Source organism: [Mycobacterium] stephanolepidis, from assembly GCF_002356335.1.
GTDB lineage: Bacteria > Actinomycetota > Actinomycetes > Mycobacteriales > Mycobacteriaceae > Mycobacterium > Mycobacterium stephanolepidis.
The window spans coordinates 913,927-933,049 of sequence record NZ_AP018165.1 but is presented as its reverse complement, the minus strand read 5'-3'; the positions used below and the strand labels follow the sequence as shown (position 1 = coordinate 933,049).

Annotated in this window: 20 protein-coding genes and 1 pseudogene; 10 read left to right on the top strand and 11 right to left on the bottom strand. The window is 61.7% G+C overall.

Annotation, left to right across the window (positions count from 1 at the left end; genetic code table 11):
* Window positions 1-119 precede the first annotated feature (119 nt).
* Entirely contained in the window at window positions 120-1,304 is a 1,185-nt protein-coding gene (locus MSTE_RS04670; RefSeq protein WP_096505435.1) for an NAD-dependent formate dehydrogenase, read from the bottom strand.
* Window positions 1,305-1,460: 156 nt separating this feature from the next.
* Entirely contained in the window at window positions 1,461-2,351 is an 891-nt protein-coding gene (locus MSTE_RS04665) for a LysR family transcriptional regulator (RefSeq protein WP_096499365.1), read from the bottom strand.
* Window positions 2,352-2,510: 159 nt separating this feature from the next.
* Here MSTE_RS04665 and MSTE_RS04660 point away from each other — a divergent pair.
* Window positions 2,511-3,652 (top strand): annotated as a pseudogene (locus MSTE_RS04660) (FUSC family protein); the annotation flags it as partial.
* Between the two features lie 278 nt (window positions 3,653-3,930).
* On the opposite strand, the gene arsC reads toward MSTE_RS04660, so the two are convergent.
* Entirely contained in the window at window positions 3,931-4,272 is a 342-nt protein-coding gene (gene arsC, locus MSTE_RS04655; RefSeq protein ID WP_064407919.1) for an arsenate reductase (glutaredoxin), read from the bottom strand.
* A 213-nt stretch (window positions 4,273-4,485) separates the two neighbouring features.
* Between arsC and MSTE_RS25815 the strand changes: the two genes are divergently transcribed.
* The 4 genes from MSTE_RS25815 (at window position 4,486) to MSTE_RS04635 (ending at window position 6,796) form a co-directional block, all read left to right on the top strand.
* Window positions 4,486-4,833, top strand: coding sequence for a CsbD family protein (locus MSTE_RS25815; RefSeq protein WP_231896994.1), 348 nt, complete (start codon window positions 4,486-4,488; stop codon window positions 4,831-4,833).
* Between the two features lie 85 nt (window positions 4,834-4,918).
* Window positions 4,919-5,098 carry a DUF6131 family protein gene (locus MSTE_RS04645; RefSeq protein WP_064407918.1) on the top strand — a complete coding sequence of 60 codons (180 nt, stop codon included), beginning with the start codon at window positions 4,919-4,921 and terminating at the stop codon, window positions 5,096-5,098.
* A 90-nt stretch (window positions 5,099-5,188) separates the two neighbouring features.
* Window positions 5,189-5,440: a hypothetical protein gene (locus MSTE_RS04640; RefSeq protein WP_064407917.1), complete on the top strand. Its 252-nt coding sequence runs from the start codon at window positions 5,189-5,191 to the stop codon at window positions 5,438-5,440.
* Window positions 5,441-5,542: 102 nt separating this feature from the next.
* Entirely contained in the window at window positions 5,543-6,796 is a 1,254-nt protein-coding gene (locus tag MSTE_RS04635) for a fatty acid desaturase family protein (protein ID WP_064407916.1), read from the top strand.
* 14 nt (window positions 6,797-6,810) lie between these two features.
* Here MSTE_RS04635 and MSTE_RS25170 read toward each other — a convergent pair whose 3' ends face one another.
* From MSTE_RS25170 to MSTE_RS04625, 3 genes are all read right to left on the bottom strand, one after another.
* Window positions 6,811-6,969, bottom strand: coding sequence for a DUF6307 family protein (locus tag MSTE_RS25170; protein ID WP_167455673.1), 159 nt, complete (start codon window positions 6,967-6,969; stop codon window positions 6,811-6,813).
* A 156-nt stretch (window positions 6,970-7,125) separates the two neighbouring features.
* On the bottom strand, window positions 7,126-7,686 hold the full coding sequence (locus tag MSTE_RS04630) for a hypothetical protein (protein ID WP_064407915.1): 561 nt from the start codon (window positions 7,684-7,686) through the stop codon (window positions 7,126-7,128).
* A 185-nt stretch (window positions 7,687-7,871) separates the two neighbouring features.
* The gene (locus tag MSTE_RS04625; RefSeq protein WP_064407914.1) at window positions 7,872-8,675 is read right to left on the bottom strand and encodes a GAF and ANTAR domain-containing protein; all 804 of its coding nucleotides are present in this window, start codon (window positions 8,673-8,675) and stop codon (window positions 7,872-7,874) included.
* A 411-nt stretch (window positions 8,676-9,086) separates the two neighbouring features.
* Here MSTE_RS04625 and MSTE_RS04620 point away from each other — a divergent pair, with 411 nt between their 5' ends.
* The 3 genes from MSTE_RS04620 to MSTE_RS04610 all read left to right on the top strand — a co-directional run bounded on the left by MSTE_RS04620 (window position 9,087) and on the right by MSTE_RS04610 (window position 11,591).
* Window positions 9,087-9,968 carry a slipin family protein gene (locus tag MSTE_RS04620; RefSeq protein WP_096499363.1) on the top strand — a complete coding sequence of 294 codons (882 nt, stop codon included), beginning with the start codon at window positions 9,087-9,089 and terminating at the stop codon, window positions 9,966-9,968.
* Entirely contained in the window at window positions 9,968-10,816 is an 849-nt protein-coding gene (locus tag MSTE_RS04615; RefSeq protein ID WP_096499361.1) for a universal stress protein, read from the top strand. Before MSTE_RS04620 ends, MSTE_RS04615 begins: the two co-directional genes overlap by 1 nt.
* A 229-nt stretch (window positions 10,817-11,045) precedes the next feature.
* Window positions 11,046-11,591, top strand: coding sequence for a DUF5994 family protein (locus MSTE_RS04610; protein ID WP_096499359.1), 546 nt, complete (start codon window positions 11,046-11,048; stop codon window positions 11,589-11,591).
* 27 nt (window positions 11,592-11,618) lie between these two features.
* Here MSTE_RS04610 and MSTE_RS04605 read toward each other — a convergent pair whose 3' ends face one another.
* Window positions 11,619-12,233, bottom strand: coding sequence for a TetR/AcrR family transcriptional regulator (locus MSTE_RS04605; RefSeq protein ID WP_096499357.1), 615 nt, complete (start codon window positions 12,231-12,233; stop codon window positions 11,619-11,621).
* A 65-nt stretch (window positions 12,234-12,298) separates the two neighbouring features.
* Here MSTE_RS04605 and MSTE_RS04600 point away from each other — a divergent pair, with 65 nt between their 5' ends.
* Entirely contained in the window at window positions 12,299-12,742 is a 444-nt protein-coding gene (locus MSTE_RS04600; protein WP_064407910.1) for an MmpS family transport accessory protein, read from the top strand.
* Entirely contained in the window at window positions 12,739-15,609 is a 2,871-nt protein-coding gene (locus MSTE_RS04595) for an MMPL/RND family transporter (RefSeq protein ID WP_096499356.1), read from the top strand. Before MSTE_RS04600 ends, MSTE_RS04595 begins: the two co-directional genes overlap by 4 nt.
* Window positions 15,610-15,634: 25 nt before the next feature.
* Here MSTE_RS04595 and MSTE_RS04590 read toward each other — a convergent pair whose 3' ends face one another.
* The 4 genes from MSTE_RS04590 to MSTE_RS04575 form a co-directional block, all read right to left on the bottom strand.
* On the bottom strand, window positions 15,635-16,258 hold the full coding sequence (locus MSTE_RS04590) for a DUF3159 domain-containing protein (RefSeq protein ID WP_157997634.1): 624 nt from the start codon (window positions 16,256-16,258) through the stop codon (window positions 15,635-15,637).
* Between the two features lie 104 nt (window positions 16,259-16,362).
* A complete protein-coding gene (locus MSTE_RS04585; RefSeq protein WP_231896993.1) occupies window positions 16,363-16,929 on the bottom strand; it encodes a TetR/AcrR family transcriptional regulator in 567 nt (188 codons plus the stop codon).
* A 158-nt stretch (window positions 16,930-17,087) separates the two neighbouring features.
* On the bottom strand, window positions 17,088-18,308 hold the full coding sequence (locus MSTE_RS04580; protein ID WP_096499352.1) for a cytochrome P450: 1,221 nt from the start codon (window positions 18,306-18,308) through the stop codon (window positions 17,088-17,090).
* A 51-nt stretch (window positions 18,309-18,359) separates the two neighbouring features.
* On the bottom strand, window positions 18,360-19,115 hold the full coding sequence (locus tag MSTE_RS04575; RefSeq protein ID WP_162291560.1) for an ArsR/SmtB family transcription factor: 756 nt from the start codon (window positions 19,113-19,115) through the stop codon (window positions 18,360-18,362).
* Between the last annotated feature and the right edge of the window lie 8 nt (window positions 19,116-19,123).

The window sequence follows — 19,123 nt, the reverse complement described above, 5'->3', positions numbered from 1 at the left end:
GGCCCTGACACTGCCAATCGGTGCCAGATCCCGCCGGATCCATGCCAGCCGGTGTTGACGTGGGCGCGAAGGCGGGCCGCTGTCAGGAAATCCGTCCCCGACAGCGGCCCATGTGTGGACTAGGTGCCCGCGCCGGGGCTGGCCGACCCATCCGCTGTGTAGGACTTGGCTCCGGTTCCAGCCAGCTGGCCGCCCTCGACGATCAGGTATTCGTCACGGATGGGCCGCCGCTCAAAGAAGTCTTCGAGGATTTCCCGGGTACCGGCCGCATACCTGGCCTGCGCCGACAGCGTGGTGCCGGAGACATGCGGCGTCATGGCCTCGTGGGGCATGGTGCGCCACGGATGATCGGGGGCGGGCGGCTGCGGGTACCAGACGTCGCCGGCGTAACCCGCCAGCTGTCCGCTCCGCAACGCATCGACCACCGCATCGCGAACCATGATCTCGGCACGCGCGGTGTTCACGATGTACGAGCCGCGTCGCATGGAGTTGATCAGGTTCGCGTCGAACAGGTGATAAGTCTGTGGGTGCAGCGGAGCATGGATGTCGACGATGTCGACGGAGCCGACCAGGGAGTGCACGTCCGGGTGATAGGTGAGCCCTAGCTCCTGTTCCACCTCGGCAGGCAGCCGACGAGTGTCAAAGTAGTGCAGCCGCACGTCAAATGGCTTGAGCCGACGCATTACTGCCTGCCCGATGCGCCCCGCCGCGATGATGCCGACATCGAATCCCTCAAGGTCGTAGGCGCGCTCAACGCTGTCTGCGATGTTCCAGCCGCCGTCGACCACCCACTGGTGCGACGGCAGGTAGTTGCGCACCAGCGCCAGGATCTGCATGACGGCATGCTCGGCCACACTGATGCTGTTGCAGTACGTCACCTCCGCGACAGTGATGCCCGCCTTGATCGCCGCATCCAGGTCAACATGGTCCGAACCGATACCCGCCGTCAACGCCAGCTTCAGCTTGGGCGCCCTGGCAATTCGCTCCGCACTGAGATATGCGGGCCAGAAGGGCTGGGAGATAACCACATCGGCGTCTGGCAGCTCCTTCTCGAACACCGAGTCGGGCCCATCTTTGTCGGAGGTAACCACAAGCTCGTGCCCCTGCGCCTCCAGGTAGCGGCGCAGGCCGAGCTCCCCGGATACACATCCCAGCAGTTCACCCGGGGTGAAATCGATGGCCGACGGGGTAGGCAGAGTCTGCCCATCGGGATAGCCGCCGATGACCGGGATCGAATCCCGGGCGTATACGGGCGGATAACCCGTCACCGGGTCGGGGTAGAGCACACACAAGATCTTCGCCATGACCACTCCTCCACGGCGGTCGTATGGCCGCCAGTTCTATTGATGCAGAAGGCTTTCCAGCTATCCGATGCGTTCATTTCGACGCACCCTCAGTGTCCGGCGCGCAGTGGTGCGGTGTCCAAGACCAAGTTCCGACCGCCCAATAGGCAGAGCCGATCAGAGCTGGTCGAGCGGTGCCGCCGTCTGCGCCAGCGCGCGCGCCAAGAGCGACGCGGGCTCGCCCGCGGTACGCACCAGCGCGACCGGCGAGCCGAGCCTCGGTGTCTGCAGCTCGACGACTCGAGTACCTGCCGGCGCAGGTACGGTGGCGAACCAGGTCCGTGCGACGATGGCCGCCCAGCGACCGGTCCCGACGAGGGCCAGCAGTGTCGCAACGGAGTCAGCCTCCAGGCGAGGCGACACTGTGAGCCCATGCTCGGCAGCAGCCTCATCGATGCGATCACGGTCACGCATCCCCTTGTGCAACAAGCACATGGGCAGGCTTAGCGCCTCCGACCAGTCGATCGGCTCGGGGGCGTCACGCAACAACCCCTCGCCCGCCACCAGCACATAGCGTTCCTCATAAAGCCGGGTTAGCTCGAGCCCTTCGGTCTGCAGCCCGTCGTCGTAGACCACGCCCGCATCGAGTTCGAACCGGCGGATGCGGTCCAGGATCTCCGCAGACCGCAGGCTGGACTCGATCCGCACCCGCACCAGCGGATGTTCGGCACAGAACGCATCGGCCATCAGCGCCACACGGGTGGCCGCCCCGGGCACCACACCCAACCGCAACTCACCGGTGAGTCCGCTGCGCAAGGCCGTCACCTCATGCTCCAGCGCGTCACGGTCCGCGAGAATCCTTCGCGCCCACAGGACCAGGCGCTCTCCCTCCGGAGTCAAGCCCTCAAAGTTCGACCCCCGCAGTACCAGCGGGACGCCCAGCTCGTGCTCGAGCTTCCGGATGGCCTCCGACAGTGCCGGCTGGGATACGTAGCATGCCGACGCCGCGCGGGCGAAGTGTCGTTCCCGCGCCAGCGCCACGAAATATTCAAGCTGACGGAACTGCATAACTCGTTCTACCACCAGCGATCGGTACCGCCTATCGCCTCAGCGGCAATGTCTCTTGGACAGGCCCGACGCCGCACTCACACACTGGTTGCCATCATCACCACCAAAGCTTGGGAGCACACCCGTCCGGATCGCCACGATCACCGGCACGCATTGAGGGTGGCCGCCGGTTTGGCTCTGCCCGGAGTGGTGCTGCTGGCCATCGGGCGGCCCGAGTTACTGGTGTACATCGTCTTCGGCTCTTTTACCGGAATCTACGGCCGCGCCGAATCCGGCTGGCGCCGGGTGCGTCACCAAGTCCGGGCGGGGACTCTCCTCTGCGTGGGAGTCGCTCTTGGCGTGATGCTTTCGTCGCTGCATGCCAGAACCTGGATGCTGGTCGCGGTTGAGGTGACATTCGCGACGGCCGGATCGGTGATGGCCGACGCGTTACGCCTGCAGCCGACGGGCCCCTTCTTCTTCCTCTTCGCCATAGGCGCCACGGCGACCGTTCCGGCGGGTCTGATCGCCCCGCCGGGCGCCATTGGGCTGTGCCTGTCGACGGCATTGCTGTCGGTCCTGATCGGTCTCATCGGATCGTCCGGCGAGACCTCGACACGGCGTGTGAAGCATCGTCGGCTCCCACCCGATGTCGGCATACATGCGCTGCGCTACGCGCTGGCCGTCGCGGCGGCGGGTGGGGCGGGGCTACTGCTGGGCTTCGATCACGCCAACTGGGCGATGGCTGCGGCTGCCGTACCGCTGTCCGCCATCGATGTCGGACGGCCGTCAGACCGAGAAATCCAGGGAGTGCTGGTGCGGGCCACCCACCGGACCATGGGAACTGTCGCGGGCCTGGTACTCACCGGAGTGCTTATGACGCTGGGCCTTCCGCCTGTCGCGGTAGGCGCACTGGTGATAGCACTCTTGTTCCCCACCGAGCTGTTTATGGCTCGCCACTACGCGCTGGCAGTCGGCTTCTTCACCCCACTGGTGATGCTGATGACCGAATTGGCCGACCCCACAGACCCGTTCACCCTGATCCTGTACCGAGGCCTGGACACCGCGATCGGCGTCACCGCCGGGGTGGCAGCCGCCGTGCTGGTAGGCAGACGGGGTGCCAAGCGCTACTAAACCCGCGCCAGATCCTTGGCTAGACGAGTGGCACCAACACTCATGTAACCGCCGGTCAGCACTACCAACGCGGCAGCACTGACGCGAGGAATGTCACCTCGGATCAGATGCGCGGCGCCGTGCACGGTGTCGGTAACGTCGACCATAAGCGCGAGCCTCTGCCATCGGAATCGCTCAGAGGTGGGCGAGGTCAGATAGCCGAGACCGAGAGCAACCGCGCGAACGCCGAATATCCTTGTCATATAGGCCAGTTCGGGTGTCGCACGGACGCGGCTGGCCTTAGCGAGCACATTGGGCGCAGCCAAGGAGACGACGCCCAACACGATCCTTCCGATGGCCAGGCCCCGCAGCGCACCCGCGAGACTGCCGTTGGCAGATTCTGGAGTCATATGGGCCATCGCGCCAACAGCCAATTCATCGAACCGGTCGTTGCGTGCCAGATGTGCTCGGAATCAGGACATCCGGTCTACAAGATCTCGTCGATCGCCTCGGTAGGGCGCGCCATCCGGGTGCCCTTGGCGGTCACCACGAATGGCCGCTGGATTAGCCGCGGATGGGCAACCATGGCGTCAAGGAGCGCGTCATCGGAGGCATCCGCAAGACCGAGCTCCTTGTACTCGGCCTCGCCGGTGCGCACCGCCTCACGCACAGTGAGATCCGCGTCCTTGATCAGCTTTTTAAGCTGCGCCTTGGTCAGTGCGTCGTCGAGGTACTTCACGACGGTCACGGTGGCGCCCGCTTCTTCGAGACGTGTCAGCGCCTGACGGGACTTCGTGCACCTGGGATTGTGGTAAATCGTTGCGTCCACAGCGTCAACTTACCTAGCGCTACCGACAAATTCGGCCTTGAAACGTCAGCCGGACGCAAACGTGGGAACGCGCCCACCGCAGCATTCGAACACTTCGTCGGCAGGATCCACCTATGTGTAGAAGGGCCAGGGTGGCGTAACATCACAGATAGCTGGGTACTTCAGCTGGTCTGGGAAGAATTTCGCCGTCCGCCGCGGAGTTCCGGGAGCGTTGTGCTCCGCAACCCAACACTTCCGGCGATCGTAGGCACGCCAGAGGTCTGCCATGACTACCCTTCGGCCACCAAAGTGATTGAAAAACATGATGATCCCTGCGAAACGACGCAGCCAGCAACCCATGTGCGCCGTCATCGCGGCTCGCGATCACCCAAACGAGGGGAATCTCCACATGAGCATCGGCAAGAAGATCACCTACAAGCCCAAGCGGCAGCAGGCTCCGTCAAGAAGTACCTCGGCCGCACCACCGGCAATAGCCGCCTGCGCGTCGAGGGGCGCGTAGATCAGTTCGAGGGCAACGTCAAACAAGCAGGAGAGAAGGTCAAAGACGCGTTCAAACATTGAGCTGCGGCCCGACCGACCACGGTTACAACCAGGTCTGATCCCGTCTCATCTCGCCGAACATCCGCAAAGAAACTAGGTAAACATCATGATCGTTCTAGGCATCATCCTTATCGCCCTGGGGCTCCTTCTCCCCAGCCTTGTCCCTACCTTCGCCTTCGCCCACATACTTCTCGTCCTGGGGGTCATCCTCCTGGTCGTCGGCGTGGTCTTGATGGTCGCGGGACGGACAGGACACGCACTTGGCGGCCGGCGCCACTACTACTAACCCGCAGCGTGCGCGTACGCAGCTAGTCAAGGGCTGTTGAAGAGTCGTTCACATCAATGACCATGAACGACCTATCCAAGGAAACACCACATGAGCACTATCTCCATTGCTATCGCCGTCGTCTCGGTTGGGCTGTTCGTGCTCTCTATCGCGATGGCATGGCAGGCCCAAAGGATGCGAACGCAGCAGCAGCACAAAAAGACCGGGACCATCCATAGCCACGCCACCACCACCCAAGATCACGTCAACCAGCAGCAGGACCGAGCAGAAAAGCTAGACGCGGTACCACTGCAGGAGGATGAACCTCTCAGCGCCGTCCCCAAAGAAGCGCAGGACCTGTAACAGTCCGCCAACCCGCACCGAGGACGTAACCGGCACTTCGGTCGATGACGTGGGCCGGGAGGTGCACATGGGTGCGGTGGTTCGGCAGAAAGCAAGGAAACTATGGCGATTACCGATGTTCCGGCGTTCGCCCACCTGACAAATGCCGATATCGAAAGCCTGGCCGTTGAACTGGACGCGATCCGCCTCGACGTTGAAGAGTCCCGCGGTCATCGGGACGCTCGCTACATCCGTTGCGCCATTGCCGCGCAGCGCGGACTTGAGGTGGCCGGCCGAGTCTTGCTGACGGCCAGCTCACATCGTTCGGCGTGGTGGGCTGGCACGGCGACGCTCGGCGCCGCCAAAATCATCGAGAACATGGAGATCGGCCACAACGTCATGCACGGCCAATGGGATTGGATGAATGATCCCGAGATCCACTCCTCAACATGGGAGTGGGACATGAGCGCGGTGTCCAAGCACTGGCGACTGACTCACAACGTCATGCATCACAAGTACACCAACATCCTCGGCGTTGACGACGACGTGGGCTACGGAGTACTGCGGGTTACCCGCGACCAGCGCTGGTCACCGCTGCACCTCGGCAATCTCTTTGTCAACGCTGTCCTGGCGATAGGGTTCGAGTGGGGAATCGGCCTGCAATCCTTGGAACTTGAAAAGTTCTTCACAGGCCAGTCGAACCGCAAGATCGCCCTTGTGCAGATCCGCGAGTTCCTGATCAAGGCCGGCCGACAGGTATTCAAGGATTACGTCGCGTTCCCGGCGCTGTCCTCACTTTCGCCTGCCGCGACCTATAACTCGACCTTGTCGGCCAACGCTATCGCTAACGTGATCCGCAACGTCTGGGCCAACGCTGTGATCTTCTGCGGCCACTTTCCCGATGGCGCAGAGAAATTCACCAAGACCGACATGGCCGGTGAGCATAGAGGGCAGTGGTACCTGCGCCAGTTGCTCGGCGCCGCGAACTTCAACGCGGGACCAGCGCTGCGGTTCATGAGCGGCAACCTCTGCCACCAAATCGAACACCATCTGTACCCCGATCTGCCAAGTAACCGGCTCCACGAGATCGCCATCCGAGTCAGTGACATATGCGACAAGTACGACTTGCCTTACACCACAGGATCATTTCTCATGCAATACGCCAAGACGTGGCGCACCATCGCTAAGCTCTCACTGCCCGACAAGTATCTACGCGACACCCCCGATGACGCGCCAGAGACCCGAAGCGAGCGGATGTTCGCCGAATTCGGGTCGGATTTGGCCGACGGCCAGGCAAGTACGGCCCGCAGGCAGGGGTTGAAATCCGCGATCAGGCTGGTACATCAAGGGATGCATCGCCCGCACACCGGAGGATAACCGAGATACCTTCGCTAGCGCACCTTTTCGGGAATTGAGTTCAAGGCACGTAGAACCTCAACCGCAAGCTCGCCGGCGGTATCGCTGTCGAGCGATGACGCAGACATCAGCGCTTGCTTAACCAGTTCAACGCGTTTCTCGTAAGGAGAGGTGAAGGTCGTCTGAGAATCCATGATCTCTGTCCTATTCAGTCAGGCTTGTTTCGAGCACCGCAAGGATGCTCCGCCTGACACTGTCAACGCTACTCCTCACGCGGTCGGGCCCAGGCGTTTGTGTCATTACCGTCAGTGACGCCTGATGTTTTGAGCAATCCGCACGTGAGTCATGCGTCAGCCATCTCCCTCGCTGAGGATGAGTTGCGCGATGGCGTGCCGACTGGTGCTGATGCGGACGGCCTGGGCGTCAAGGTGCTGCCGGGCCAGATGGGGTGTGTAGCCACGGCCGATCAGAACTCCGATGGCCTGGTTGATGTCGGTGGCCGCTTGTAGTTGGTTGGCGCTCGCACTGTCTACCACGGTGAGATCCTGGTCAAAGATGAGGTCAGTCAGTGGTTGCGTGGCGAGCAAGGCCAGGTCTGCAGCGAGTGCGACGAACGCTCCCGGCACTCCAGAACGCAGAACGAGGGCGACTGGAAGACGGTTCCGTCCGCCCGACAGCATTATGCGCAGCGAGGCACGGATGTCTACGGTCGCTGGCCCATCGGCCATGAGAGTGAAGGTGATCGGCAGATCGCTTTCGGAAACAATCACACTCAGGCCCAGATAGTCCGGTATCGCGGCAGCGGCATCTGCGGCCAACTGACGCAAACTATCTGCGACGTTGACCCCAGGTGCATCCAACGCCTGGGTGAGGATCGCCAGATCAGCGGCCATCGCCGCAGTGATCTTCACGAGGTGGATACTCCCTAAGCGCTCCCGAGCGCTGTCGAGTCGGGCAATACCGTGCATCGCGATTGCTGGTGCGCCGTGGAGAACTTGGGCGTGCGGGTCAGGGCCCGTATCCGTTGCTGTACTCCACTCTCAACCCTACGCGGGTACACACAATGCGGCGCCGCTGCCGGCCACAGGCGGTGAATTCAGCGCGCCGAGTGCCGGGCGCGCGCCCGGCGAACCGCCTCATCGACGATGCGTTGCGCCACGTCCGCCAACTTGCGGTGCTCGGCTTGGCTGATCGCCCGCAACTGGGTAAACGCCTCCTCGGCACTGCGTCCGCTGCGCCCTCTCAGCAGGCCGATCGCTTGATCAATTACCGGTCGCGTGGACAAAGCCGTATGCAACTGCGTGACCAAAGCCCTTGCTTGAGCGAGTAATTGAGCGTTATGTACTGCCACCGCGGCCGGTTTGGCGAACAGCTCGCCCAGTTCCGCCGCCCGCTCATCGAAGACGTCCTTGCCGTGGGAGTACACATTGATCGCGCCGACCACCTGGCCCGGCAAGAGCAGCGGTAACGAAAGAGCGCTGTGCACACCTAGCCTGCCTACGCGCGGACCGAACCGTGGCCACATCCGCTCCCCTCCCAATGAGCCGGAACGTACCGTGCGGCGCTCCAGTGCCGCTGTGATGCAGGGACCTTCCTGAAGCATGGTGTATTGAATATGGTCAATCTCAGAGACAAACGGCGCACTTGCTGCCAGCGCTTCGACCATATTGTCCGGATGGTCCACCCGCAACAGCGTCACCCCGGCACCATCAGCGCCCGGAATGGCGTGCACTGCGAAAGTCGCTACCTCCGCAAGTAATTCAGGCAGCCCTTGACTGCCCGCCACCAGACCCGCCAGATCGCCCAGAGCGTTCTGTAGATCGATAATGTCGGCGCTGACGTGGTCCGAACTCGTCGACCCAATCACCGGATCGGGCGTTCCTTCGCGAAAATCAGCCACTACTCTTGCCCATGCTCAATAGTTCGGCCCTAGCTCTGCCCAGAGCATGGTCCCTTAGCCGCGCCCGGAAAGCTCGTCACTCCAAGACTACCCGTCAGGGCCGCGAACGACTAGCAACATTGAGCGCCGACATTGAAAGTGGATACTTCCAAGTGCATCTGGGTGTGCGGGGAAACGACGTAGCGCGCTGAATCCTTGAGGTGTAGCGTCAAAGGCAGCTGAGAATTACAGCTGGTCTGAGAAGGGTTCTGCTGCCCGCCGTAGAACTCGAGGAGCGCGAGCTCCGAGTCCTGACATACCCGGTGATCGTCTGCCCGTCAGGATCGCCATGCCCAGCTTGACTGATTTGCCCCCGCGCCTGTCACAGCGCGCGCCGCCCAGACTCCAACCTGACGCACCAGGGGCACGGCCATGAAGACTCCGATCATCGTGGCAGCCATCCTGATACTACTGGGCATGCTGGCGCTGACAATGTCGGTTCGTGTTGTCAAGCAATATGAGAACGGCGTGCTGTTTCGACTGGGCCGAGTGATCGGCCAACGAGCACCCGGCCTACGGTTCATTTTCCCATTTGTCGATGTATTGCACGGGATTTCATTGCGGATCGTGACGATGCCGATTCAGTCTCAGGGCATCATTACCCGCGACAATGTCAGCGTCGATGTGTCTGCCGTGGCCTACTTCAAGATTGTCGATGCTGTGAAATCCGTTGTAGCGATTGAGAATGTGCATACAGCGATCAATCAGATCGCACAGACGACGCTGCGCAAAGTGGTTGGTCAGCACACGCTGGATGAGATCTTGGCCGAGACCGAGAAAATCAACCTTGATATTCGCGGGATTCTCGACGTCACGACCATCGAGTGGGGTGTCCAGGTCACCTTGGTGGAGCTCAAGGACATTCAGCTGCCCGATAGCATGAAACGCGCGATGGCACGCCAGGCCGAAGCAGAGCGCGAAAAGCGCGCGAAGATCATTGCCGCGGAGGGAGAATCCCTCGCAGCAGCCGCGCTCGGTGCAGCCTCTGACACCATGATGGCCCATCCGCTGGCACTGCAGCTGCGCAACCTGCAAACCCTGGTCGAGCTGGGCGTCGACAAAAACACCACGGTTGTGTTCCCGGCTCCCTTGATGTCAACCATTGCCGAGCTCGGTGCGTTCCTCTCACACGAGGGCGCGGCCGCCGCTAGGTCGTTGCCTCCGTCCCCTCAGGTTGCGACCGAGATCAACGGCTTCTCAGCCGACACCGGACGACGCGCAGACTCCACGGAGCCCGAAAACTGGAGGCTCTGATGTCCAGCACTGACCAGCGCGGGCCGGTAGTGGTGGGAATCGACGGATCGAAGGCCGCCCTTTTCGCTGCGGAATCGGCGATCCACGAGGCGATCAGTCGTGATGTGCCACTAAGCCTTGTGCACGTCATGCGACCGGTCGCGACCACGACATCACTCGTAGCCGAAGGTCGGCATGATGAGCGGTTCGCCGAATCATCTTTACGCTCAGCCGCAGCTGCGATCGAGGCGATCGGCAAGCCGGTCAAAGTGGATACCATCCTCGTCCGCGGACTGCCGTCTGACGCGCTTGTCTTCGAGTCAAGAAGTGCCAGTCTCATTTGTATCGGCGCCGGCCGATTTGTGCATGCGCCCCTCGGCTCGACGGCCACTAGGCTCGCCGAGCACGCCCATTGTCCCGTTCTGATCGCTCGCGCACCGTTTCCGGACCAGCCGTCGGAGCTATCAGTGCTGGAAAACGCGGCAGATGGTCGCAGCTGGAACACTAACCGACAGAATTGGATCGCAGTGTCTGTCAATGGATCTAAGGGAAACCGGAATGTCATTGACCACGCCATACGGGAGGCGCGGCTACGTCAGCTACCGGTACTTGCGATAGGCACCTGGCCGCACAAACTCGGTGAGGGGATGCATCATGAACTCGAGCGCCGCGTCGCCAGCCTGCACGAGCAGTACCGCGACGTTCACATCTACCCGGTGACAACTCGCGCCCGAATCGCCCGGTTCGTCGCCCGCTGCCACGAACCGATTGCGGTCGCGGTGATCGGCGCGTCGGAGGCCGGGCAGGCGGCCCGGCTCTGCCGATCATCACGTGAACAATGCTGCTCAGTTCTTCTCGTACGCCCTTAGCAGGGGCTGTGAAGTGGCGTCTGCATCAAGCGGAACAATCCCAAAATTGCAGATATCCAATGGATTTGGCGTACCGGAGTGGGAAACCGGCAACCGGATCCTTCTTCATTCCTTCCATCGATAGGAGTAAACTGGCGTATACGACGGTGTTCAGATACTCGCTCACCGATAGGGTGCTGTGTCGTCGGAAAAATGGTCCCGGTTGCGGGGCCCAGGGTAGGAGCGTCTGATGACGCATCATGTGTTTTCTAAACCCCGAAGCGGACCGGCCGTTCGTCTGCGATTGAAGCCCAAGGCGCCACCAACCGGACACGTCGATGGCGCATGGTGGCCTTACTCCAGGGATCTGATGGGCGAGCTGCCACAGCTGCTCAGGATTCTCAGTGTCCGCTTGGGCTCTATCGACCGGATCACATACCAAGTCTCGGAGTGGTCGACGGTCTCGCGGCGGATACTGTTTCGCAATCGCCTAACACATCTGAATTGGTCACTTAGCCAGCCGGTCAACACAATCAGTGCCGAAGGAGCGGACGGGGCTCATCTGACCCTGTTGATCGTCCCGCCGGACACGGAGGCCCTGCCCGCCCACACCACCATGATGGCGGCGGCCGCTCCCGGCAACACAGCGACCGTCGCTCAACTGCTACCGGCCAACCGAACAGAGCCCGGCACGTGGATCGATACGTTCGCGGCACAGAGCCAATGGGATTCTGAAGGGGGCGCACAGATGGTCGAACACCGTGATCAACGCGGCGCCGTCAGCGCCCGCGCGTAAACACCGCCAACACAAAAGATCGGAGCTTCAGAGCTTTCGGGTCAGGCTGGGCATGATGACATCGTCCACCAGCGTGCGGACGGTGTCCGCCGTAGCAGACCTCACCGGCAGTAACCCGCGGAACACAAGATACCCCGGCAACAGATCCCAGAGCTCCTCATTGATGGCGGCGGAATCGATCTCACCGCGTTCGACGGCCGCGTCGAGCACGTCACTGATCAACGACTTACGTTGATCGATGAATTGCGTCCGAAATGCCTTGGTCAGTGCGGGGTTTCGAGCAATCTCATTCAACATCCCGCGCATGATGGGCAAGTTGTGGCGACTCTCTTCAAGCACGCTGTCGCCTATCTGGAGCAAGTCTTCACGGAGCGAACCAGTATTCGGCCGGATCAGCTGCGCGCGCATTCCCTCGATGAAGGCCGCCAGCACCAGTTCCGCCTTCGAAGGCCAACGCCGATAGATCGTGGCCTTACTCGCCTTCGACTCCGCGGCGACTTCGTCGACCGAAAGTCGGTCGTACCCATGTTGCTGCAGCAGCCGCAGAGTGACAGCGAGCAGCTCCACCTCTCGCGGCGTCCACTGGGAGACTTGTCGCTTCTTCGCCGCCTTAGTCAACCCCGTTGACACACCATTCGTCATGGGAGTACGGTACCGTACCGTTCTGCACAAGTCGGTCAGCGACTATCGAGAGGGCGTGGACGCTGGTGCAGGGCTGGTTCTGGAATTTCCTCAAACGCTGGTGGACATTCATCGTCGCGGCAGCCGTGGTGGCAGTAGTGGCCTTCGGAGTGACACGGCTCCACGGCATTTTCGGTTCAAACATCGAACTGTCACGTCCTGGCACCGAGGCCATGGAGAACACCAACTACAACCCCAAGCGCGTCCTTCTCGAGGTCTTCGGCACGTCGGGGAGCACAGCCACCATCAACTTCCTCGATGAGATGGCTCAGCCGCACCGCGTCGACAACGCCGCGCTGCCCTGGTCTCACGAACTCGTGACCAACGACCCCACCTTGTTCGCCGACCTGCGCGCACAGGGCAGTGGTGACGTGACGGGCTGCCGCATCACCGTCGACGGCATCGTCAAAGACGAAAGGACTGTCACCATCGTGAATGGCTACACCACCTGCCTGGACAAGTCCGCATGAGCGCCGACCACACCCAAGAATCGCGGGCAGCGAGGATCATCCGCAGCCTCGCGGTGCCGATTGTGTTGTTCTGGGTGGCCATCGCGGCGGTAACCAACGCCGCCGTGCCCCAACTGGAGGTGGTGGGTGAAGAACGGTCTGCCCCGCTGAACGCGGCCGATGCGCCGTCGACACTCGCGATGAGACATATCGGCAAGGTATTCAACGAGTTCGACTCGGACAGCTCCGCAATGGTTGTACTGGAAGGCGACAAACCCCTTGGTGCGGAAGAACACCAGTACTACAACACACTGGTGCAACGGCTGAACGACGACCGCGAACACGTGCAGCACGTCGCCGACTACTGGGGCGATCCCATCACGGCAGGTGGCTCCCAAAGCAAGGACGGCAAGGCCGCGTACGTGCAGGTCTATGTCGCCGGAAATCAGGGCGAGGCGCTCTCCAATGAGTCCGTCGACGCCGTGCGTCGCATCGTAGCGGACACACCGGCCCCGGACGGGGTCAAGGCCTACGTTTCCGGTGAGGCCCCCACCATCACCGATCAGTTCGAGGTAGGTAACGCGGGTTCCGCCCAAGTCACGATCATCACCTTCGCGGTCATCGCGATCATGCTGCTGGTCGTCTATCGCTCGCTTAGCACCACGGCACTGGTTCTGGTGACAGTCTTGGTGGAACTGGCCGCAGCACGAGGAATCGTGGCAGCACTGGGACATACAGGCGTCATTGGACTGTCGACGTATGCCACGAATCTGCTGACGATGCTCGCCATTGCGGCCGGTACCGACTACGCGATATTTTTCGTCGGCCGCTATCAAGAGGCACGCTCGGCCGGTGAGGACCGCCTGGCCGCCTACCACACGATGTTCAAGTCCACCGCGCACGTGATCGTCGGATCGGGTCTGACGGTTGCCGGTGCGTTGCTCTGCCTGTCGTTCACACGGCTGCCCTACTTTCAGACCCTGGGTGTGCCCGCGGCGCTCGGGGTGCTGGTGACGTTGGCCGCCGCCCTCACCATGGCGCCGGCCATGTTGGTAATCGGAAGCCGATTCGGACTGCTGGACCCCAAACGTGCGATGCGCACGCGTGGTTGGCGCCGTATCGGCACGGCGATCGTGCGCTGGCCCGGACCGATTCTCGTCGTCTCATGCGTTGTGACGCTCATTGGATTGCTCGCATTGCCCGGATACAAGACCATCTACGATGGCCGCATCTACATGCCGAGCTCGGTTCCGTCCAACGTGGGGTATGCCGCCGCCGAGCGACACTTCTCCGTCGCACGCCTGAACCCCGAGCTTCTGATGATCGAAACCGATTTCAATATGCGTAACCCCGCGGGAATGGTCTTGTTGGAACGCGTCGCCAAGTCCGTTCTACACGCCCGCGGCGTGGCCCTGGTCCAGTCGATCACCCGCCCACTCGGGACGCCGATCACCCATTCCTCCATTCCATTTCAGATCAGTGCATCAAGTGCCAGCCAGCTGATGAATCTCTCACAGCAGGAGAACCAGGCCCTATATCTTTCCCAACAGGCTGATCAGATGACGCGGACCATCGCTGTGCTGAAACAGCAACTGGCACTTCAACAACAAAGTGCGGCGATCACGCATGAACAAACCCAGGGATTCCAGCAGACCGTGGCAGTCGCACAGGACCTGCGGGACAAGATCGCGAACTTCGACGACCAGTTCCGGCCCATACGCAACTACTTCTACTGGGAGCCGCACTGCTTCGATATCCCCTTCTGCGCGGCGCTGCGATCGGTCTTCGACGCGCTGGACGGTATCGACGAACTCGTCGACGCACTCCAAACCGTCACCGGAAGCCTCAACAAACTCGACGCTTTGCAGCCCAAACTCGTGGATCTCATACCGCCCCAGATCGAGATACAGGAGAAGAACCGCGACCTGACCCAGTCCAACTACGCCATCAACAATGGCACCAATACGCAGAATGAGGAATCTACCCGCACTGCAACAGAATTAGGCAAGGCCTTCGATGACGCGAAGAACGATGACTCCTTCTACCTACCACCGGAGGCATTCGACAACCCCGCGTTCAAACGCGGCATGAAACTGTTCATGTCCCCGGACGGCAAGGCCGCGCGGATGATCATCACCCATCAAGGAGATCCGCAGACCTCCGAGGGCATCGAACACATTGATGCGATCAAAGAGGCGGCTTTCGATGCCGTCAAGGCAACACCATTGGCTGACGCCAAGATCTATGTGGCGGGAACTGCCTCGGCGTACAAGGACATCGCCGACGGCCAGAAATACGATCTGCTGATGGCCGCGTTGGCGTCGCTCGGCCTCATCCTGCTCATCATGATGTTCCTCACCCGCAGCCTGGTCGCCGCACTCGTGATCGTGGGGACGGTCGCACTGTCGCTGGCAGCATCGTTCGGGATGTCAGTAGTGGTGTGGCAATACATCTTCGGCATTCCGTTGTATTGGGTCATCTTCCCGCTGGCGGTCATCATCTTGCTGGCGGTCGGAGCAGACTACAACTTGCTGCTGATCTCCCGATTCAAGGAGGAAACGGGCGCGGGCCTGAAGACGGGCATCATCCGTGCCATCGCCGGTACCGGCGGCGTCGTCACCGCCGCGGGCTTGGTCTTCGCGGTGACAATGTCCTCCTTCATCTTCAGCGATCTGCGCGTGCTCGGCCAGATCGGTACCACCATCGGCCTCGGCCTGCTGTTCGACACCCTGGTGGTGCGATCGTTCTTGACCCCGGCGATAGCCACCATGCTGGGTCGCTGGTTCTGGTGGCCCCTCAATGTGCGCACGCGGCCAACGCCCAAACCCTTTGGGCCAAAAGCGGTTGCGCCCGATGATGCCACCGGACCGATCTCGGTGGGCACATAGCACCTACTGTGGCCGGTTCTGCGACTCAGTCGCTTGTAACGCGCATCGCGCGGTGCGCCCGGCGCAGCAACGGGTAAGCGATCACGATGAGCAGGACACCCAATGGCCAGCCCATGAGGACTCGCGCCATCGCCAATGCCGATAGGCTGTCCGTGTCGTAGAGATCTTGCTGCACAACGAATCGCGCGGCATTGGCGAGCACGCCCGAAAATGTCATCAGTACGTACGCCAGGAATGCCGGCGGAACACTGCGCCAACGCGTCCCGTGGTCAAGCAGCCAACCCCACGCACATCCCGCCAAAGGCCATCGCATCAGGATTGACACCGCTCCCGCAATCGCCGCGAGCAGGCTTCTCCAGATTCCTATGACGAAATAGCCTCGCGCATCGCCCATTCCCCACGCAACGAGTAGTGCCACACTCACGGAGGCGGCCCCGATCAACGCACCACGGGCAGTCCTGCCCATTGCGATCTGAAAACACACGATCGCCAGGGAAGTCCCCAGGGCCGCAACGCTTGCCACCAACAATCCAGCTCCCGGCGCAAGGACGGCGAACACCGCCGTGGGGAACGCCGCGTGCAGGATGGCCGCCGCGCCACCCAGCCGACGGACCAGCACACGCCACAATGCGGCATCACTGCTGGCCATCTCGCTTTTTTCGGGTTCGCCTACCATCTCGACCTGAATGTACACAACTGTGCACAAAATGGTCAAGATGCTTGGCCTCTCGGCCGAAATAGGCTGGACTCTAGTCAGTCTCGAGGTAGTGAGAGCGTGCGACCTATCTCGGCGAGCACCTCGGTGCGCAACGCCTCATCATCCATGTCTGCCAGCCCAAACCCCGCACGCAATACCGGACCGAGCAGACGCCAGCCGTACTGCAGCGCTGTCGCATGCGCCGCGGCAAGCTGCGCCGCACGCTCGGTGGGAAAATTGGGGCGCGCCTGATCCAGGACCCATTCCATTCCCGGTCTGCGTTCCTGTAGCTCGGCAATCGGATAACCATCAAGGGCAGACCGCACGAGAACACGCATGTGCAGGTCGCCGAGCTCCTGGCGCTCTGCATCCACATCGCCAGATGCAGCCAGTTCGACGCCTCGATCGGCGAGATGCTGCAGTGTGGCGGCCAGTAACTGCTGTTTGGTGCCGAAGTATCGGTGTATCAGACTGTGATTGACCGCCGCATGCGTCGCCACATCGCGCAATGAGGTCGAGCTCGGCCCCTTCGCGGCGAAGAGTTCTGCAGCTGAAGCAAGGATGGCCTGCACAATCTCGGCGCGGCCCAGCGGCTTATCGTGATCCGGTTCGCGTTTGCTCACGACAACCCCACCCATCGGCGCACGGCAGTCGTCGCCGGAACGGTCAGCTGAAACAGACGCTGTCGGGTGGCAGGTAACACAACACAACAGTCTAGAGGGCCCGAATCGGGCTAAGGATGCTTAGCCTTGCGTTGTTCGTCCGCGTTAGCCGGAGCGGCTCAACGAACGCTCAGCGGAAATGTACTGATTCCCCGTAGCGCCGCGTTGGATGTATAGGTGGGCTCAGCGACCATGTGGGCGTTGGGAAACCGGGCAGTAAGAGCCGATAGCGCGAGCCTTGCCTCCAGCCGCGCCAACGGGGCGCCCAGACAAAAGTGCGGACCAAGACCGAATGCCAAGTGTTTCGCATCGGAACGCCGTGGATGGAATGTGTCAGGATCCTCGTAGACAGCCGGATCACGTTGCGCCGCAGCGAGCAATATCAAAACCAACTCTCCCTTCGGCAAGGTCGCCGCACCGGCGGTCATGTCCTGCGCCGCGGTACGCATGACCATCTGCACGGGAGGGTCGAAACGCAATGTCTCTTCGACTACCGCCGAGGCATATTCCGAGTCAGCTCCCAGCTCCCGCCAATGCCGCGGCTGACGCAACATGGCCAGCGCCGCGTTGCCGATGAGGTTGACCGTGGTGATGTGGCCCGCCAAGTACAAGATCACGCACATGGTGACGATCTCCTCGTCGGTGAGGCGATCGCCAGCGGCTTCGGCATCGATCAGTGCCGATAGCAAGTCCGCGCCGGGATGGTGTCGCCGCGAGGCAACCAGCTCTGAGAAGTAGGCCCGCATGTCTGCGTCCGCCTGCACCTGCGCGGTGTTATCCGGTGCCTCACCGGTGAGCGCAAACGCGAGTCCGGGTGAACCGTTGAGCAGCTTGGTCGTGTCAACCACCATCGACTCATCGCCGGGGGGCACCCCCAGGATCCGCGAGATCACGGTCACCGGCAGTGGGTACGCACAGTCGGCGATGAGATCGAATGTGCCCATTTCTGCTGCACTGTCCAGTAATTCATCGATGAGCTGCTGAATACTCTCACTTATCGCATTGACCACCTTGGCGTTGAATGCTTTCTGGACGAGGCCGCGCAACCTGGCATGGGGCGCACCATCCAAACCCAGAAGTGACGGCTCACGTGCGGGGGCCGGACTACCCGCACGCTGGCGTATATGGGCGTGACGAGCGTCCGAGGAGGCCAGCGGATGCCGAAGCATGGCATTGCAATCATCGAACGTCGCCAGCACGCTGACTGGCAGGCCCTGCGGACGCACGGCGCCAGTTCTGGCCAACTCTCGAATTTCCCCATAGAGCGGATACGGATCCGCCCTGTCTCCCTCATCCAGGAGGCGGCGGAGTAGGGGATCTACTTCAGTTTGTACACGCATGTCTACATAATGCATATCCCGGCTGAGACATACCTGTGAAGATCGCGCCGCCTAGCCGGGTTGAGTCCACGGCGCCGTAGGCAACGGGGCCCCAGTCTCCAAGAACGACTTAAGGTTTGACAGCACCGCGGCCCACCCACCGCTGGCCTGGGCATACTCCGACGGGTCCGCAAGGTCGGCGTGCTCGACAGTCAGCCGCACGATGTCTCGATACGGCTGAATCAGGAAGGTGACGGTGGACGCGGGAGCTTCGGCACCGCCGGCCGGGTCCACCCACGTGGTGACCAGCTTTCTGGGCGGATCCGCCTCTACAACCGTACCGACAACGTCGGCAATGCCGGACCCGTCCACGCGCTGATGCTCCCAACGTGAACCCTGTTGCCAGTCAGACACATTCGAGTGTCCCCAGTACTGGCCGCTGAGTTCGGGATCGGTGATGGCCTGCCACACCTTCTCGGGCGTGCTGTTGATGTAGGTGGTGTAGACGAAAGTTGGTTGAGACATCTCCGGCTCCTCGGCTCGCTGCTTGATGGCGCTCAACGCCCGCAGTCGCGGGCGTTCGAACTTGTCGATCCACCGTTCCTGAATCTCATGCAGCGGAACCGGATTGAGATAGTGCAGCTTCTCCCGGCCCTGCCGCACGGTAGTGATCAAGTTGGCAGATTCCAGTACGCCCAGATGCTGAGTCGCCGATTGCCGCGTCATCCGAACGCCGTCGCACAGCTGACCGAGGGTCTGGCCGTTACGTTCATGCAGCCGGTCCAGCAGCTCCCGCCGAGTCCGGTCGGCGAGCGCCTTGAAGACCATGTCCCAAT

What these genes read in the sequence shown, in the direction of transcription:
- MSTE_RS04640 (WP_064407917.1), top strand. Translation starts at nt 5,189, where the DNA reads ATGAGCACTATCTCCATTGCTATCGCCGTCGTCTCGGTTGGGCTGTTC.
- MSTE_RS04590 (WP_157997634.1), bottom strand. Translation starts at nt 16,258, where the DNA reads ATGGCCAGCAGTGATGCCGCATTGTGGCGTGTGCTGGTCCGTCGGCTG.
- MSTE_RS04645 (WP_064407918.1), top strand. Translation starts at nt 4,919, where the DNA reads ATGATCGTTCTAGGCATCATCCTTATCGCCCTGGGGCTCCTTCTCCCC.
- MSTE_RS04615 (WP_096499361.1), top strand. Translation starts at nt 9,968, where the DNA reads ATGTCCAGCACTGACCAGCGCGGGCCGGTAGTGGTGGGAATCGACGGA.
- MSTE_RS04605 (WP_096499357.1), bottom strand. Translation starts at nt 12,233, where the DNA reads ATGACGAATGGTGTGTCAACGGGGTTGACTAAGGCGGCGAAGAAGCGA.
- MSTE_RS04665 (WP_096499365.1), bottom strand. Translation starts at nt 2,351, where the DNA reads ATGCAGTTCCGTCAGCTTGAATATTTCGTGGCGCTGGCGCGGGAACGA.
- MSTE_RS04635 (WP_064407916.1), top strand. Translation starts at nt 5,543, where the DNA reads ATGGCGATTACCGATGTTCCGGCGTTCGCCCACCTGACAAATGCCGAT.
- MSTE_RS04610 (WP_096499359.1), top strand. Translation starts at nt 11,046, where the DNA reads ATGACGCATCATGTGTTTTCTAAACCCCGAAGCGGACCGGCCGTTCGT.
- MSTE_RS04580 (WP_096499352.1), bottom strand. Translation starts at nt 18,308, where the DNA reads ATGCGTGTACAAACTGAAGTAGATCCCCTACTCCGCCGCCTCCTGGAT.
- MSTE_RS04620 (WP_096499363.1), top strand. Translation starts at nt 9,087, where the DNA reads ATGAAGACTCCGATCATCGTGGCAGCCATCCTGATACTACTGGGCATG.
- MSTE_RS25170 (WP_167455673.1), bottom strand. Translation starts at nt 6,969, where the DNA reads ATGGATTCTCAGACGACCTTCACCTCTCCTTACGAGAAACGCGTTGAA.
- MSTE_RS04670 (WP_096505435.1), bottom strand. Translation starts at nt 1,304, where the DNA reads ATGGCGAAGATCTTGTGTGTGCTCTACCCCGACCCGGTGACGGGTTAT.
- MSTE_RS04575 (WP_162291560.1), bottom strand. Translation starts at nt 19,115, where the DNA reads ATGGTCTTCAAGGCGCTCGCCGACCGGACTCGGCGGGAGCTGCTGGAC.
- MSTE_RS04595 (WP_096499356.1), top strand. Translation starts at nt 12,739, where the DNA reads ATGAGCGCCGACCACACCCAAGAATCGCGGGCAGCGAGGATCATCCGC.